This window comes from Actinomadura sp. 6K520 (genome assembly GCF_004349245.1).
GTDB lineage: Bacteria > Actinomycetota > Actinomycetes > Streptosporangiales > Streptosporangiaceae > Spirillospora.
In genome coordinates, this window is the sequence record NZ_SMLC01000003.1 from 66,487 (window position 1) to 83,726 (window position 17,240).

General features: G+C 71.7%; 12 protein-coding genes. 10 read left to right on the top strand and 2 right to left on the bottom strand.

The features are described 5' to 3' along the window. From E1289_RS01740 to E1289_RS01770, 7 genes are all read left to right on the top strand, one after another. On the top strand, nucleotides 1-1,182 hold the full coding sequence (locus tag E1289_RS01740) for a TIGR02678 family protein (RefSeq protein WP_131974513.1): 1,182 nt from the start codon (nucleotides 1-3) through the stop codon (nucleotides 1,180-1,182). Beyond that, the gene (locus tag E1289_RS01745; protein WP_131974515.1) at nucleotides 1,179-5,327 is read left to right on the top strand and encodes a TIGR02680 family protein; all 4,149 of its coding nucleotides are present in this window, start codon (nucleotides 1,179-1,181) and stop codon (nucleotides 5,325-5,327) included. Before E1289_RS01740 ends, E1289_RS01745 begins: the two co-directional genes overlap by 4 nt. Continuing rightward, complete coding sequence (locus tag E1289_RS01750) at nucleotides 5,324-6,553, top strand: TIGR02679 family protein (protein ID WP_131974517.1); 1,230 nt, start codon at nucleotides 5,324-5,326, stop codon at nucleotides 6,551-6,553. Before E1289_RS01745 ends, E1289_RS01750 begins: the two co-directional genes overlap by 4 nt. Nucleotides 6,554-6,639: 86 nt before the next feature. Then, the gene (locus E1289_RS01755) at nucleotides 6,640-8,175 is read left to right on the top strand and encodes a BBE domain-containing protein (protein ID WP_131974519.1); all 1,536 of its coding nucleotides are present in this window, start codon (nucleotides 6,640-6,642) and stop codon (nucleotides 8,173-8,175) included. Between the two features lie 162 nt (nucleotides 8,176-8,337). Beyond that, a complete protein-coding gene (locus E1289_RS01760) occupies nucleotides 8,338-9,591 on the top strand; it encodes an alpha/beta hydrolase-fold protein (protein ID WP_165970294.1) in 1,254 nt (417 codons plus the stop codon). Nucleotides 9,592-9,682: 91 nt separating this feature from the next. Beyond that, nucleotides 9,683-10,654 carry a DUF5954 family protein gene (locus E1289_RS01765; RefSeq protein WP_131974523.1) on the top strand — a complete coding sequence of 324 codons (972 nt, stop codon included), beginning with the start codon at nucleotides 9,683-9,685 and terminating at the stop codon, nucleotides 10,652-10,654. A 111-nt stretch (nucleotides 10,655-10,765) separates the two neighbouring features. Beyond that, entirely contained in the window at nucleotides 10,766-11,575 is an 810-nt protein-coding gene (locus E1289_RS01770; RefSeq protein WP_131974525.1) for a VOC family protein, read from the top strand. Nucleotides 11,576-11,686: 111 nt separating this feature from the next. Here E1289_RS01770 and E1289_RS01775 read toward each other — a convergent pair whose 3' ends face one another. Next, the gene (locus E1289_RS01775) at nucleotides 11,687-12,178 is read right to left on the bottom strand and encodes a hypothetical protein (RefSeq protein WP_131974527.1); all 492 of its coding nucleotides are present in this window, start codon (nucleotides 12,176-12,178) and stop codon (nucleotides 11,687-11,689) included. An 88-nt stretch (nucleotides 12,179-12,266) separates the two neighbouring features. After that, a complete protein-coding gene (locus tag E1289_RS01780; protein WP_131974529.1) occupies nucleotides 12,267-13,145 on the bottom strand; it encodes a DUF4231 domain-containing protein in 879 nt (292 codons plus the stop codon). A gap of 350 nt (nucleotides 13,146-13,495) precedes the next feature. On the opposite strand from E1289_RS01780, the gene E1289_RS01785 reads away from it, so the two are divergent. The 3 genes from E1289_RS01785 (at nucleotide 13,496) to E1289_RS01795 (ending at nucleotide 17,232) form a co-directional block, all read left to right on the top strand. Beyond that, nucleotides 13,496-13,678, top strand: a complete 183-nt coding sequence (locus E1289_RS01785) for a hypothetical protein (RefSeq protein ID WP_131974531.1) — start codon at nucleotides 13,496-13,498, stop codon at nucleotides 13,676-13,678. Between the two features lie 17 nt (nucleotides 13,679-13,695). Further along, complete coding sequence (locus tag E1289_RS01790; protein ID WP_131974533.1) at nucleotides 13,696-15,963, top strand: FxsB family cyclophane-forming radical SAM/SPASM peptide maturase; 2,268 nt, start codon at nucleotides 13,696-13,698, stop codon at nucleotides 15,961-15,963. Between the two features lie 72 nt (nucleotides 15,964-16,035). Then, entirely contained in the window at nucleotides 16,036-17,232 is a 1,197-nt protein-coding gene (locus E1289_RS01795; protein ID WP_131974535.1) for a TIR-like protein FxsC, read from the top strand. The last annotated feature ends 8 nt before the right edge of the window (nucleotides 17,233-17,240 follow it).

Below are 17,240 nucleotides of genomic sequence, written 5' to 3' on the forward strand. Positions count from 1 at the left end.
ATGAGCAGGCTGAAGAACCAGCTCGCCCAGGCGGAGCGGGAAGAGATGGCGCGGGCGATCCGGCTGCTGCTCGGCCGGCCGCTGATCTCCATCCACACCGATCCGGACGACTTCGACCTCGTCCGCCGCCGCCATTCGGCGCTCGCGCCGTGGTTCGACTACTTCTGCGGCTGGCGGCTGCTCGTGGAACCTCGGCTCGGCTATGCCCGGCTGGTGAAGGTGCGGGGCGACGCCGATCCGTCCCGTCCGGCGCGGAGGCGGCGTTCCACCCGCGCGCCGTTCGACCGGCGCAGGTACACGCTGCTGTGCCTGGCCGCCGCCGAGGCCCTCGCCGCGCCGGTCACGACGATCGGCATGCTCGCCCAGCGGGTGGTGCAGGCGGCCGCCGCCGACGACGGCGTCCCGGCCTTCGACCCCGTGCGGGGCGACGAGCGGGCCGCCTTCGTCGACGCGCTGAAACTGCTGGAACAGCACGGCGCCGTGACGGCCGTCGACGGCGCGACCGACGCCTTCCTCGACAGCGCCGAGGCCAAGGTCCTCTACCGGGTGGACGCGACGCGGGTCATCCGGCTGCTGTCGGCGCCCGTCGCGCCGTCGCGGCTGCCGGAGACGGACTGGCCGGATCTCGGGGACCTGACCGTCGAGCGTCGCTACGGCTCCGACGACTCCACCGAGACGCAGCGGAACCTGTGGGCGAGGCATTCGCTGCTGCGCAGACTGCTGGACGACCCCGTCGTCTACCGCGACGATCTCAGCGAGGCCGAACTCGCCTACGCGGCCTCGCTGACCGGACGGCAGATCCTGCGCAGGGCGGCGGAGGAGGCGGGGCTGGAGTTCGAGGAACGCGCCGAGGGCTACCTGCTCGTCGACCCCGACGCCCTCGCCACCGACTCCAAGTTCCCCGACGACGGCAACCACGCGAAGGTGGCCGCCCTCCTGCTGCTGGACGAACTCGTCAAAGCCGGGCCGCTGCCGATGGACGGGCTCGTGGACGAGGCCGCGCGCCTCCTTGCGAGCCGTCCGCGCTGGGCCATGGCGTACCAGTCCGAGGGCGGCACCGAGCGGCTCGCCAGCGACGCCCTTGCCGTCCTGACCGGGTTCGGGCTGGCGAGAGATGAGGGCGGCTTCGTCCACGCCATGCCCGCCGCCCATCGGTACACCGTCAACCGCGAGGAGCCATGACCGTCACCGAACTCGTGCCCGCCGGGGCACCGCCTGCACGCTGGCGGCCCGTCCGCGCCGGGATCCTCAACGTCTGGCGGTACTACGACGAGGTCTTCGAGTTCCACAAGGGCCGGCTGCTGCTGCGCGGGCCCAACGGCAGCGGCAAGTCCAAGGTCCTCGAACTGCTGCTGCCGTATCTCCTGGACGCGAGCCTGAAACCCAGCCGCCTGTCCACGTTCGGCGGCAGTGAGCGGACCATGCACTGGAACCTCATGGGGGACGGCCACACCGGCAAGACCCGCGTCGGGTATGTCTGGCTGGAATTCGCCGACGGCCCCCGCCGGTTCACCTGCGGCGCCCGGTTGCAGGCCACCGCCAACACCAAGAACGTCACCGTCGCGTACTTCACCACGGAGCAGCGCGTCGGCGTCCCCGGCGGCCTGGCGCTCACCGGCGACGCGGGCCAGCCCCTCACCCGCGCCCACCTCGCCGAGGCCATCGGGCAGCACGGGAAGGTGCACGAGTCGGCGGACGCCTACCGCACCACCGTCCGGCGGACCCTCTACGGCGGCCTCACCGAGCAGCGCTACGACTCGCTGCTCACCGCGCTGCGGCAGCTCCGCACCCCCAAGCTCTCCGAGCGCCTCGACCCCGGCCTGCTGTCGGACCTGCTGTCCAGCGCGCTGCCGCCGCTCGGCGAAGGGGAGATCCACGAGATCGCCGAGGGGTTCGAGCGCCTCGACCGGCAGCGCGAGGACCTGCGGCGGCTGGACGGCCACGTCCAGGAGGCCGACCGCCTCGCCGCCCGCCAGCGCACCTACGCCCAGCGCGTCCTCCGCGCCGCCGCGGCCCGCCTCATCTCCGCGAGAACCGCGATGGGCCGCCTGACCGACGAGGCGAAGACCGGCCGCGCCGACTACGAACGCGCAGTCGCCGAGCACACGCGGGCGGCCGGGCTGCTGGAGGACGAGGAGAAACTCGCCAGGAGGCTCGGCGCCCGCCGTGAGGCCCTGCTGGAGAGCGACGCCTACCGCGCGGGCCGCGACCTCGCCACGCTGCGGGAGAGCGCCCGCAAGGCCGATGCGGCGGTGACGGAGAGCCGGAAGGTCGCCGAACGCCATGCGCAGGAGGCGCAGAGCCGCCGCGAAACGGCCGACCGGGCCCTCTCGGACGCGTCCACACGGCGTTCGTTGACCGACCAGGCCGCCGAGGAGGCCGCCCGTGCCGCCGACCGGGCCGGCCTGGCGGCCGTCCATCGGGAGGCGGCCGACGCGATGCACGCCGCCATCGACGGTGAGACGCCCCGCGCGTCCGTACCCCCCGCCGTGGACGAGACGGCGGCGGACGCGGCGGCCCGGCGCGCACGGGACCTGATCCGGTCCGCCGCCGGGAGCCGGGAGGAGCAGATCGCGGACCTGAAGGAGGCGATCGACCGGCACCGGCGGGCGCTGGAGCGGCGCACCGAGGCGGAGACCGACCGGGACGCGAGCCGCGCCCGCCTGGAGGAGGCGACCGGGCGGCGCGACACCGCCCGCGCCGCCTACACCACGGCCCGGGACGGGCTCGCGGAAGAACTCGCCCGCTGGGCGCGGGCCTGCGTGCACCTCGCCGGACTCGACGGCGAGGCGCTGGCCGAGGCCGTCGAGGACGAGCGGGAATGCGACGAGATCGTGTTCGCGGCGCGGGCCCGGACGATCGAGCGGTTCGCCCAGGAGGAGGGCGAGCTGCGCATGCGGCGCGACGACGTCGCGGAACGGCTGGCCGTCCGGGAACGGGAACGCGAGGAGCTGAACCGGCGGCGGACGATCGCGCCGCAGCCGCTCCGGACGCGGCCCGCCGAACGCGGGGGCCGTCCCGGCGGACCGCTGTGGACGCTCGTCGCGTTCGCCGCCGACGTCGCCCCCGAGACCCAGGCGGGCATCGAGGCCGCGCTGGAGGCGGCGGGGATGCTGGACGTGTGGGTCATGCCGGACGGTTCGCTGCTCCGCGAGGAGCACGACGCGTTCGCGCCGCGTCTCCTCGCCCGTCCCGGCCCCGGCCCCAGCCTGGCCGACGTCCTGGTGCCCGAGCCGGACGCCGGGGTTCCGCCGGAGGTGCTGACGGGCGTGCTGGCGGGTGTCGCGTACGGCGGGACCGCGCTGGAGGCCGACCACCTCGCCGCCGTCGGCGCGGACGGGTCGTGGCGGCTCGGCACCGTGACCGGCCGGTGGCGGAAACCCGAACCGGCGTTCATCGGCGCGACCGCACGCGAACGGGCGCGGCGCCGCCGCATCGGAGAACTGGACGCGGAGATCGACGCCCTCGGGCAGGAGGCCGCCGACTGCGACGAGGCACTCCGCGGCGTGGACGCCGCACGCGCCGCACTGCGGGCGGAACTCGGCGACCGGCCCCCGCACCGGCCGGTGATCGAGGCCGCGCGGGCGAGGGACGAGGCGGACCGGGCCGTGGCGCGGTGCGGCGACGAGCACGAGCGGGACGAGAAGCGGCTGCACGACCGCGAGAAGGCCGTGACCGCGGCGCTGCGGGACCTCACCGCGCTCGGCGCGGAGCACGGGCTGCCCACGAACGATCAGGCGCTGGAGACGCTGGTGCGCGGTGTCCGCGACGCGCGGGAGACCGGGAACCGGTGGGTCGACCACTGCACGGCCCTGGTCGCCGCCCGCGTCCGTGCCGCCGACGCGGACCGGTCGGCCCGGGACTACGAGCGCACCGCCGCGGAGTCGCGGACCCGCGCGGTGGAGGCCATGGAGACCGCCGCGGAACTCGCCGAGCGGGTGGCGACCATCGATGCCTCGATCGGTGCGGAGCACCGGCAGGTGCTGGACGGCCTGCGGGAGACCAAGGCCGAAGCCGACCGCTGCCGCGCCCGCTGCCAGGAACTCCGCGCCGAACTCGACGACCTCGGGACGCGCATCGGCGAGCTGAGAGCCACGGTCGCGGCGGCCGAGCGGGCGCGGGACGAGGCCGTCCGCGTGCGAGACGAGGTGGCCGAGCGGTTCCGGCATCTGGCCGGCGGGCATCTGGCGGCGGACGCCGGGCTCGACGTCTCGCTCGCCCCGGACGGCGGAGTGCAGGCCACGCTCGAATGCGCGCGTTCGGTCAGCGCGGCGCTGGACAAGACGCCGCATGAGCCGAAGAACGTGCGGGACGCGGAGGCCAGGCTGTCCGAGGCGATGCACCATGCGCGGGACGTCCTCGCTGACCAGGCCGACCTCGAACTCGTCCAGGACGACGACGTGCAGGTGCTCACCGCCACCATGAACGGGGTGCGCGTCGGCGCGGCGGAGCTGAGCGCGGCCCTGCGCGCGGAACGCGACCAGCGGCGGCAGGACATCACCGACAAGGAACGCGACCTGTTCGACCGGACGCTCGCCGGGGACACGCGCAGGCACCTGGCCGACCGCATCCGGCAGGCGAACGACCTGGTCGAGGGCATGAACCGCCGGCTCGAACGCGTCCGGACGGCGTCGCGGGTGGCGGTCCGGCTGGTCTGGCAGGTGGACCCGCAGCAGAGCGCCGGGATACGCGCCGCCCGCGACCTGCTTCTGCGCGACCCGACCCGGCTGAACGAGGAGGACCGGGAGGCCCTGTACCGGTTCTTCCGCGACCGGGTGGAGGAGGCGCGGGCCGCGAACACGGCGGCGAGCTGGGAGGAGCAGCTCATGGAGGTGCTGGACTACACGGCCTGGCACCGCTTCACCGTCCGGCTCGAACGCGGCGACGGCAAGGGCTGGCAGGACCTCACCCGCAAGCTGCACGGCGCGCTGTCCGGCGGGGAGAAGGCCATCGCGCTGCACCTGCCGCTGTTCGCGGCGGTCGCGGCGCACTACCAGACCGATCCCCGCTGCCCCCGGTTCATCCTGCTCGACGAGGTCTTCGTCGGCGTGGACACCGCCAACCGGGGACAGGTCTTCGACCTGCTGGTGAACCTGGAACTCGACCTGGTCCTCACGTCCGACCACGAATGGTGCGACTACCGCGAACTCGACGGCATCGCCATCCACCAGCTCATCACCGGCGACGGCGACGACGCCGTGACGACCGCCCGGTTCGTCTGGGACGGGCACCGCACGGAAGCCGCCGACAGTGAAGCCGCCGACAGTGAAGCCGCCGACAATGAAGCCGCCGACACCGAGACCATGGAAGGCGACGCGCTCGCATGAGCGTTCCCGATCGGCTCCGGGCGGCCGACCTGAGGCCACTGTGGGCGGAGTTGCACCGGCGGTTCTCCACGGGCGTCCAGGTCAGCCGGGTCACGCTCAAGGACCTGGACGACGCCCAGCGAGCCGCCTTGGCCGACCTCCTCGGGATGGACCGCTACCCGCCGGCCACGGTCTCGCTGTCCGTGGCGCGGTTGGACGCCGTCCTCCTGGAGATCTCCGGCTCCGACACTAGGACGGTCACCGAGGAGATACGCGGGCCCATCGGCGACCGGGCGCGCGACAGGAGAGAACAGGAGCGCGAGCGGGACGAGCTGTGGGCATGGCTGGAACGGCATCCCGTGGTCGCGGCCGAACCGGCGCTGCTCGGGTGGGTCGCGGACGTCCGGCGCCAGGGGCTCGTATCGGCGTCGGTCCCGGCCACGCGCGCCCTGCTCGAAAAGGCCCTCCGCGTGCTGGCGGCACTGCCGTCCGACGGACGGCCGCTCGCGTCGTTCGCCACCGACGTCCTGGGCGATTCGCACGCCCTGGACGACGGGCACCGCCTTACCGGCCTCGTTCTGCGTGCGCTGGCCGCGCTCCAGGGTGCGGCGCCGCCGGGAGACGCGCAGGAGCGCAGGGCGTTGTGGCAGGACGCGGGAGTCGAGTGCGACGCGTTGTCCACGACCGTCCTGGTCGCGGGCCTGAGACCGCCCGGCCGGGGAGTACTGGCGCAGACTCTCCGGCTGTGGGCGGACGCAGGCCAGGCATCCGTGGTGACCCTCCAGCAGTTGAGCGACTCGCCCGATCTCCGGTTGGACGTTCCTGATGTGCGGGTGACCGAGAACCCCACCGTCCTCGCGCTCGCCCTGCGGCGGTTCGGGGATCGCTGCCCTCCGCTGGTGTGCTCCTCGGGCTGGCCGAACAGCGCCGTCATTCGCCTCCTGCGCGCGATCGGCCGCGATGGGACGGCGCTCCACTACCACGGCGATTTCGACGGTGAAGGTCTGCGGATCGCCGCTTATGTCATGGCCAAGACCCAGGCCAGGCCGTGGCGCATGTCGTCCAGCGACTACAAGGCGGCACTGGACGTGACGCCGGGGCCGCACCCGTCGCCGGGGCGGGTGACCGAGGCGCCCTGGGACGGCGGTCTGGCGCAGGCGTTGACGGCCTCCGGCGCCGCGATCCTGGAGGAGGCCGTGGCCGACGCCCTTCTGGCCGACCTGGGAGCGACCTCTCCGGGAAGCTAACCGTCTGTCACTGATCGATTGCTTTGCGGGGTCGGCGGGGAAGGGTTCTTCGCGTTGGTGTCTGCGGCGCGGAGGCGATGCAATCGATGAGTGAGATCTCGACACTGCCCACGACCGTCGTCCGGCCCGGTGACAAGCGGTATCCGGCGCTGAGCCGGGGGTTCAACCAGCGGTGGATCGCCGAGCCGGAGTACGTGCGGCTGGTGCGGACGCCCGAGGAGGCGCGGGCGGCGCTGGCGGAGGCGGTGCACGAGGTCGCGGTGGACCCGGAGCGGACGCGGATCACGGTGAAGTCCGGCGGGCACTGCTACGAGGACTTCGTCTGCGGTAAGGACGTGCGGGTCATCCTGGACGTCAGCCCCATGTGCGGGGTGTCCTACGACGGCGACATGCAGGCGTACTGCGTCGGGGCGGGGGCGACGAACTGGCACGTCTACAGCCATCTGTATCCGGTCAGCGGGAAGGCGCTGCCCGGCGGGTCCTGCTACTCGGTGGGGCTCGGCGGGCACATCCCGGCGGGCGGGTTCGGGCTGCTGTCACGTCAGCACGGGCTCACCGTCGACTACCTCTACGCGGTGGAGGTGGCGGTGGTCAGGGCGGACAAGTCGGTCAAGCTCGTCGTGGCGAGGCGGGACGACGAGGACGAGCGCCTACGGGAGTTGCTGTGGGCGCACGCCGGGGGAGGGGGCGGGAACTTCGGTGTCGTGACCCGGTTCTGGTTCCGGGGGCTGCCCGAACCGCCGAAACAGGTGCTGCTGACCGCCCTCGCCTGGGACTGGAAGGACTTCACCAAGGACGAGTTCACCGCGCTCGTGACCGCGTACGGGGAGTACTTCCGCGACCATCAGGACGCGTCCACGGCGGCCGGCAAGCTGTTCGCACTGCTCAAGCTCAACCATGTGAGCAACGGCCAGATCGGGCTTCTCGCCCAGGTCGACGTGGACGACCCCGACGGGCCGCAGGCGATGACCGACTTCATCCAGGCCGTGGACGGCCGAATCGGGCCGGCGGCGACGAAAATGCGGTCGGTGATGGGCGAGCATTTCGTCCACATGGACATTCCCAGGGTGATGCCGTGGCTTACGGCCACCCAGACACTGAACGCGAGCGGGGAGAACCGCTGCGGGAAGTACAAGTCCGCCTACCTGCGGAAGCCGTTCACCAGGCAGCAGATCGACGCGATGTGGGCCTACCTCGGCAAGGAGGAGTACACCGGCTACGTGAACAAGCAGGCGCTCATCCAGGTCGACTCCTACGGCGGCGCCATCAACCGGCCCCTGCACGACACGGCGGTGCGGCAGCGCGACTCCATCCTGAAGCTCCAGTACCAGGTCTACTGGACGAGGCACGACGCCCACGAGGACGACCACCTCGCGTGGATCCGCGACACCTACCGGGCGACGTTCGCCGGGACGGGCGGCGTCCCCATCGCCGGAGGCGACGTCACAGACGGTTGTTACATCGGGTATCCGGACACCGACCTGGACGACGAGCGCTGGAACGGCTCGGGCCAGCCGTCGGCGACGCTCTACTACAAGGACGCCTACGCGAAACTGCAGGAGGTCAAGCGGTATTGGGATCCGCTGAACGTTTTCCGGCACGCGCAGTCGATCCGTCCATGACGCACGGTGTGACGGGCGGCACATCACGTGGCGTGACGGATCATCTCGCCTTTATTGCATTCAATGCCCAATACTTGCGGGTGTGACGACGGGGACAGTAGTTTCGTCGGGCGTATGGATGGGAGCATCGGGCCGCCGTGGCCCGGGCCGTCTGGGGAGTCCATGAAGAAGCGTACCGACAGGAAGATCGCCATCGCGGGCACCGCGGCGGCGGCCGTGCTGCTGCCCGCCGTCATGGTCGGCCTCGCGCAGGCCGGCGTGGGCGTGCCGAAGAAGCTGTCGGACGCCGTCGGCGACTCCGAACCGGTGCCCTCGTTCGGCCCCGCGGCGCAGCCGTCGGCGCCGGGCGCCGCCGCGCAGCCGACGAAGTCGGCCAAGCCGGTCAAGCTGCCCGACGTGCCGACCGGGACCAACCCGTTCCAGACGGGCGGCGGCGGGCCCGCGCCCACCGACCCCGACACCAACGCCCGCAACCGCGGCCAGAAGCCGAAGCTGCCCGCGGGCGCCGGGTCCGGCAAGTACGCCAAGGCGCCCAACGGCGCCACCATCACCGGCGTCAAGAAGATCAACTCGCGGATCTTCGACGTCGAGATCGCGTCCCCCGCGCTCGGCGCGAAGGTGAAGACGCGCGTGATGGTCCCCAAGGGGTGGAGCGCGAACGCCACCAAGACGTGGCCGACCGTGTACGCCTTCCACGGCGGCAACAACAACTACACGTCCTGGACGAAGGACTCCGACATCGAGCAGACCATCGGCCCGTACAACGCGATGGTCGTGATGCCCGAGGGCGGCTGGAACGGCTCCTACGCCAACTGGTACAACGGCGGCAGGGGCGGCATCCCCGAGTGGGAGACCTTCCACATCCGCGAGGTCATCCCGCTGATGGAGCGCAACTTCCACGCCGGGGCGACCCGTGCCGCGATCGGCCTGTCGTCCGGCGGGCAGGGCGCGATGATCTACGCCGAGCGGCACCGCGGGACGTTCAAGTACGCCGCGTCCTACAGCGGCGCCCTCAACATCAGCGCACCCGGCATGCCGGCCATCCTCACGGCCATGAACCGGGAGTCGGGCATCTCGATCTGGGGTGACCCGATCACCGCGCGGAGCAACTGGCGCGAGCACGACGCGGCCGTCAACGTGGCCAAGCTCAAGGGCATCGGCGTCTACGTCTCGTCCGGCAACGGCGAGCCGGGGCCGTTCGACAGCCCGGACACGCCGCCGCACAACGCGGGCCGCATCGGCGAGCAGCTCTCCGGCGTGATGGCCGAGAACTTCGTCGCCGCCGCCAAGCAGGCGGGCGTCCCCGTCACCTCGCACCTGTACGGGCCGGGCATGCACAACTGGAAGTACTGGAAGCGCGAGCTGAAGCGCAGCTGGCCCGCCATCGCGGCCGCCATCGGGGCGCGCAAGTCCTGACCCCGCCGATTCACGTGTCCTGCGTCACGGCCGGCGATCGAGATCGCCGAATCGCGGGCGGCGCCACGCCGTCCCTGTGACGATGGAGGGCATGGCAGGAAGCGATGGTGCGGCTCTCGCCGGTGATCTCCCCCCATCCCTGCCGGCCGGGGCGCGCCCGCCCCGGCTCGGCGACGAACTGGCGCGGCGGACCCGTCCCGTCGTCCTCTGGTACGGCTCCACGTACGGGGTGATGGAACAGGTCCCCGGCGGCTGGATGATGTCGGGAATGGAGCGGATGTCCCCGCAGGACGCCCGCGAGTCCCTCGCCTGGTGGTTCCGGAACATGGTCCGGTTCCACTCCACCGGGGCGGACCACGCGGCCTACCGCGAAGGGGCCGCGCTCCTCGAACACGGGCACCTCGACGAGGTGACCGTGGCCGGGCGGGTGTTCCGCGTCGTCCGCGCCGACAGGTTCTGCCGGTTCGGCCCGGACGGACCCGAGCCGCCGCGGCCCACCGACCCCGACGACCTCCCCGAACCCCGCACCCGCCGCGATCCCGACCGGTTCGACCACGGCCTGCTGCCGCCCGCGCGGCCGATGAGCGGCGCGGAGCTGCTCGGCGAGCACGTCCCCGGCGGGCCCGGCGTCCCGTCCGAGGTCACCCGCGACGCCCGCCGTGCGCTGGCGACCCACCCCGGCGTCGTCCGCCTCGCCACCAGGTTCGCCGCCGCCGAGCGGGAGAACGGGACGTGGCCGCCGCACGGCCCCTTCCTGCACAGCCCCGCCCGCGTCCGCGACCACCTCGCCGCGTACTTTGACACGCTGGTGCCGAAGATGCTGCGGCCCTCCCCGGCCGTCCTCGCCGAGTACCGCGCCGCAGCCGCCCACCTCCGGGACGGGACGCGCCGCACCGAGGTCACCGTCCTCGGGCGGCTCTTCCGCGTGGTCCGCGTCGAGTACATCGTCCGCGCCGGGCCGGACGGCCCCGAGACCCCGCGGCCGTCCGACCGCGACCCCGAGGAGCTCCGCACCGGATCCGGGGAGTTCCGCGCGACGGGCCTCGCCGACGACGACCAGTAGGGCCGGTCCGCGGTGGCCGTCCGAAACATAGAAGGCGCTTGGTCGTTCTGCCGTCCGGAAATTGCGCACGCCGACCTAGCGTGAAGGTATGCGAGCTGCGATAGGCGTGCCATGCCCGAGGTGACCGAGTACCTCGCCGGGTTCCCGTCGTGGGTGGAGCTGGCCACTCCGGATCTGGAGGCGTCCAAGCACTTCTACTGCGAGGTGTTCGACTGGTACGCCTACACGCTGACCACCGGCGAGGTGGGGGAGTACGAGGTTTTCACCATCGGCGACGTCCAGGGCCCGGCGATCGGCGGGATGTACGAGCTCGTGGACGACACCCAGCAATCGTCCTGGACGGTCTACTTCCGCACCGACGACCTCGACGCGTCGCTCGACCGGGTCCGCGCCGCCGGCGGCCAGGTGCTCGTGGAACCCGTGGACATCGCCGGCCTCGGCCGGCTGGCCCACTGTTCCGACCCGCAGGGCGCCGACTTCGCCCTCTGGCGGGGCTACGACCTCAAGGGCGCCGAGGTGGTGGACGAGCCGTCCGCCCTGTGCTGGGTCGAGCTGTCGTCTCCCGACATCCACGAAGCCCGCCGCTTCTACGGCCGGGTGTTCGGCTGGGAGGCCGTCGACCGCGCCTACTACGTGCCCACCTACACCGAGTGGAAGGTCGACGGCCATTCCGTGGCGGGCATGGTCTCCCTGGAGGAACGGTGGGCGCCCGACACACCGTCCCACTGGGCCCCCTACTTCTGGGTCGCCGACTGCGCCGCCTTCGTCGAGCGCGCCGCCGAGCTGGGCGCGCACATCCACGTCCCGCCGACCGACATCGACCGCGGCCGCCTGTCCATCCTGACGGACCCCGCGGGCGCCCGCATCGCCGTCATCACCCCGAGCACCCCCGACGTGCACACCGCCAAGTCGGCCCCCTAGAACCCGGCCCCGGAACCTCGACTCAAGACGAACCACCGGCCCCGCGGGCGCACACCTCGCCGTCACAACTCGCCGTCACAACCCCGCCACCCCGGCCTGAACGTCGCCAAATCACTCCCTTGACACACCGGTCCGCCGAGCGCCCTGGGGCCAGATGACGTGTACGGCGACGCCCCGCCCCCGGGCGTGCTGGACTATCTCGGCGGTTCCGCCGCTGCCCTTGGCCGGGGTCCCGTCCCATACGGCGATGAGATGGTCGACCCGGTCGAGCATCATCAGTCCCGCCTCCCGGTAGGGCCCAGGTCCAGGGAGGAGGTGTGGCAGCGCCCGTACCCGTGAGGCGTGTGCCTTCAGCTCCTCGAAGGCGTCCCGTGCCCGGGGCCCCAGCGCCGCGGCGTAGCCGGTGGCGGGGATGACGACGTCCAGACGCCCCCCGAGGCTCAGCACGGCGCGTGCGAAGATCTGGTCGGCTCCGGCGGCCAGGCAGGACACGCCCACGATGTCGCGTGTGCCGCGAGCCCGAAGCTCCCTGCGGATCGCTTCGTCCACCATGACGGTGGTCGGCTCGTCGAGATCCCGATGCCCGGTGATGGCGATCCGCATAGACCTCCCTCCCTCCTCTTCCTGTGGCCGTTCGTCTTCCGGTGGCCGTTCGCCGCGGCCGCAGGATGGTTTCCACCAGGTCCGTGATCTACACGTGGGAAGCCCACCAGAGGGTGTGCTCCCGGGATATCGCTTCCTCGACCTCGTCGACGAAGTGCGCCCACTCCGGGTCGGTGCCGGGCCACTCGACCCGTGAGGCGATCTCGGCGAGTTCCTGCGCTGCGATGCCGTACGCGGTGGCGAGTTGCTGATGCTGGCGCGTCTGCACCCAGGCGAGCCCGCCGGCCGCGATGGCGCCCACGATGCCCGGCAGGTCCAGGCCGAGCATCCCCACCGCGTTGAGGACGGCCGCGACCAGGCCGCACGCCTCCAGGGAGGCGAGGAAGACCGACCAGCGTGCGACGCTTCGCCCGTGCTGCGCTGAGCGGCGGGCGTACCAGCGATACTGGTCTTCGATCCTGCCGGTCCGGTAGGCGCGCCTGCGCCCGTCGAGGTCCTGCGCGCGAAGCTCCCGCATCTCGTCGGTGACCTGGAGCCCGCCGTCGCCGTCGGCGTCGATGACCAGCGCACGCAGGTTGCCTCGAATGACCGAGAAGCGGTGCAGCAGCAGCGACTCGGCGGTGTGGTCGTCCTCGTCCACCCCGAAGGGCTGACCGCCCACCGCGAACCGCCACGCCAGAGTCTTGGCGGACTCCGCTGCCGCGCGCGCCTCGTACCACTGCCGGTCGGGACGTTCCGTCAGCAGGTAGACCTCGATGACCAGGCCCACGCCGAGTCCCGTGGCCGCCAGCAGCGCCGCCGCGTCGACCCTGCTCACCTCGAGGGTGAGCGTCCCCATCACGGCGGCGGTGAGTAGCGCGACGAGTCGCATCCCGGTCGCGACGAGCAGCCTGTGCTGCCCGGTGACCGCACTGGTGTCCGCCGCCCGGAAAAGAGCAGGATAGTGTGATTCGGCAAGTGCCTCCACACTTTGAGTGGAATGTCAGCTCTTGTCCGCGTCAAGGTTGTGTGTAGAAGTCCACAGTTACGAGATGTCCGACATTGGCCACCGGATCGTAGGATGTTGTGACCAGGGGACGGGCGCCGGAGCCGGTCCAATGAGGTGGGACCCGTGCGGCGACGTGATAACGGACGCGCCAAAAATGGAGACAATGAAACTGGATTGTGGCACGCTGCCGGGCGTGGAGGATTTCTGGTCCGCACAAAAGTTCGATGGTGCGGGACCCAAGGGGTCCCATAACGCCGGTCCGCGCGATATCGGAACCCACGGACGGGCATACTGTCGCCACGCACTGTCACCCTGCCGGATGGATAACCATGAATACTCTTGTTGATGAAGCGGGCGCAGCGGAACTCACCGACCTGCGGGAGCTGCCTCCGGAGGAGCTGGCGTTCGAGCCCGAGGCGATCGGCATCGTGGCGCGACTGACCAGAACGGAAGAGGTCAACGGGGAGGGCTCAGAAGCCGTCCGGGTCGCGGCGTTCAACTCTTTCATCTGATATCAGATTACGCCGTCATGCCTCCGTCAACACCGTTCCGGCAATTCGTGCTCAAGGTGCACAGCAGGTGCGACCTCGCATGTGACCACTGCTATGTATTCGAGCACGCCGACCAGAGTTGGCGGGGGCGTCCGGTCGCCATGGCCGTGCGCACGATGGAGCGCACGGCCGAGCGCATCGCCGAGCATGTGCGAGCCCACGGTCTCACGGAGGTCTGCCTGGTCCTGCACGGCGGAGAACCCCTGCTGGCCGGAGCAGGCCATCTGCGCGACCTTGCCATCGCCCTGCGGAAGCCGCTCAGCGGTATATGCGAGATCGACCTGCGGATGCACACCAACGGCGTCCTGCTCGACCGGCGGTACTGTGAACTGTTCCGCGAGCAGAACATCAAGGTCGGCATCTCGCTCGACGGCGACCGGACGGCCAACGACCGGCACCGCCGCTACCGGGACGGGCGCAGCAGCTACGACAAGGCCGTCCGCGCCATCGACCTGCTCCGCCGCGAGTATCCCGACCGCTACTCCGGGCTGCTGTGCACCGTCGACGTCGCGAACGACCCGATCGCGGTTTACGAGGCGCTCATCGCGCACGCACCGCCCGCGATCGACTTCCTCTGGCCGCACCACACCTGGGACCGCCCGCCGCCCGCCGGAACCGGCGACTGGCTGAAGGCGGTCGCCGACCGGTGGCTCGACGACGGCCGGCCGGTCCCGGTGCGGATCTTCGACTCGATCATCAGCACCGCACGGGGCGGCCCCGCCCTCACCGAGTCGCTCGGGCTGGAGGCCAGCGACCTGCTGGTCGTGGAGACCGACGGCGCCTACGAACAGGCCGACTCCTTGAAGACGGCCTTCGACGGCGCCCCGGACACCGGGATGGACGTGTTCCGGCACTCGATCGACGACGTCGGGCGGCACGCGGGCATCGGGGCACGGCAGGGCGGGCTGGCGGCCCTGTGCGAGAAGTGCCGGGAATGCCCGGTCGTCGCCACCTGTGGAGGCGGGCTGTTCGCCCACCGGTACCGCGGTGACGGCACCGGTTTCGCGAACCCCAGCGTCTACTGCGGTGATCTTCTCGCGCTGATCGGCCACGTCCAGGAGCGGACCACCCGCGCGCCGCACGTGCTGTCGCCTGCCGTGGTGCGGTCGGTGGCGACGGGGCACGGCGACAGGGCGGCGATCGCCCGGCTCGGGACCGCGCAGGCGATCGGCCGCCGGTCCCTGCTCGCGGCCGTCGGCGCCGCCACCGCCCCATCGGACGCCTGGGAGGCGATCAAGCGGATTGGGGCCGCGGACTCCGACGCCTACGACTGGGCGCTGTCGCACCCCTACGTGCGGGCCTGGGCCGTGGAACGGCTTCGCGCCCTGAACCGGCCGGGCGGCCCGGGACCCGCTCCGCAGCGGGACGACGGGCTGCTGGCCACCGTCGCATGCCTGGCCGCGGCCAGAGCGGCCGAGAATCTCACCCTGCCCGTCCCGGTGCGCGACGGCTCGGTCTACTTCCCGGGAATCGGACGTCACGAAGTGCCGGGGCGGCAGGAGACCAGGGTCCGCGTGGACGCCGGAAGCCTGGACGTGGAAGGCGCCACACGGTTCGACGCGGTGCGCCACCTGACGGCCGGCACGTTCACCGTGGCGCTCGACGACCTCGACCCGTTCCGCGGCTGCCACGACCACCCCGCCGCCGGGCGCCTGGACGCCGCGGCGTTCGCGCGGTGGCACGCCTTCTTCGAGGAGGCGTGGACGCTGCTGGAGAAGGAGTACGCGGAGTATGCACCCGCGATCTCCGAGGCGCTGACGACGATCGTCCCGCTCGACCCGCCCGCGTCCGGCGCCAGCGTCAGCTCGGCGGCGCGGGACGCCTATGGGTCGGTCGCGATCGCGCTGCCCGAGACCCCGGCGATGCTGTGCCTGCTGATCCTGCACGAGTTCCAGCATGTGAAACTCGGTGCCGTCCTCGACTTCGCCGACCTCTACGACAAGGCCGACGACCGCCTGTACCACGCGCCCTGGCGCCAGGACCCGCGTCCCCTGGAGGGGCTCCTGCAGGGGACGTACGCGCACGTCGCCGTCGCCGACTTCTGGCTCCGGCGGGCGCGGGACCCGGATCCGGACACCGCCGCCGAGGCCGCCCGGAACTTCGGCGACTGGTATCCGAAGACGCTGGCGGCGACCGGCGCGCTCCAGGACTGCGGGGCCCTGACCGGGCTCGGCGAGCAGTTCGTTGCGACGATGCGCCGGACACTGGAGTCCTGGGACGTTTCAGACCCGGGGCCGAAACGGTAAAACTCCACATTTGACGGGCTGTAATCTTGCCGCTCCTGCCGCTATACATGATGAAACCCCCGAGGGAGCGGCATGGCGGGACGAAAGCAGGTGGAAGAGGCGCGCCCGCACTTCTTCCTGAGCTATGCCAGGCCGCGCTACCGGCCCGAGGACAACGACCGCTGGGTAACCAAGTTCTTTAACGATCTCTGCCAGGACATAAGCCATGCTACGGGCGCACTTAATCCCGGTTTCATGGACAAGCAGATCGACGTGGGCACCGAGTGGCCGGACCAGCTCGCGGACGCGCTGGCGAACTGCCGGGTCTTCGTCGCGCTGTTCTCCCCCGCCTACTTCACCAGCGAGTACTGCGGCAGGGAATGGGCGGCCTTCCTGAAGCGCTACCACGCGCAGACCGCCGGCCTGGACACCCCACCGGCGATCATCCCGGCGCTGTGGACGCGGATGGAAATGACCGAGATCCCGGAATCGCTGCACAACCTGCAGAACATCCCGCCGGGGTTCCCGTCCGCCTACGGCAGCGAGGGCCTCTACGGGATCATGAAGCTGGGCCGGTTCCGCGAGCAGTACAAGGAGACCGTGCTGCGGTTGGCCACCGTCATCAAGGACCGGGCCGCCGAATGCGCCCTTCCCTTCAGCGAGGTCCCGGCGCTGGCGACGGTGCAGAGCCCGTTCGCGGGCGCGGCGCCCGGATCGCCGCGCCCGGCGATCCGGCTCACCCTGGCCGCGCAGGCGATCGGCCGGCTGCCGCCCGACCGGGACACCTACTACTACGGCCGGACGCCCCGCGAGTGGACACCGTTCCGCACCGAGAAGCACACGATGCCGATCGGCTCCTTCGCCAGGCAGGTGCTCAGCGAACTCGGTCACGACTCCATTCTCGCGAGCGCGGACGGGCCGCCGCAGGACCTCGGGGGCGCGCCCGGGCTGCTCGTCGTCGACCCGTGGGCGGTCAAGGACCGGGACATCGGCCAATGGCTCCGGGAGGTCGACCGGGACCCCGTCCAGGTCCTGGCCCCGTTCAACTACGAGGATCCGCAGACGGCGGAATGCGCCGAGAAGCTCGGCGCGGACGTGGCGGAGGTACTGCCCCAGGCGGCCGCGCTGAAGGGCTCGGCGCCGCACGTCACCTCCGCCCCGGCGTTCCGCGATGCGCTGCCCAAGGCCGCCCACGAGGCGCTCATGCGGCACCTGAAGACCACCGACGTGCACCCGCCGCAGGCCCCGCCCTCCACACCCCGGCGGCGGCTCCGGGACCCAGGGCCCTAGGCGAGGAG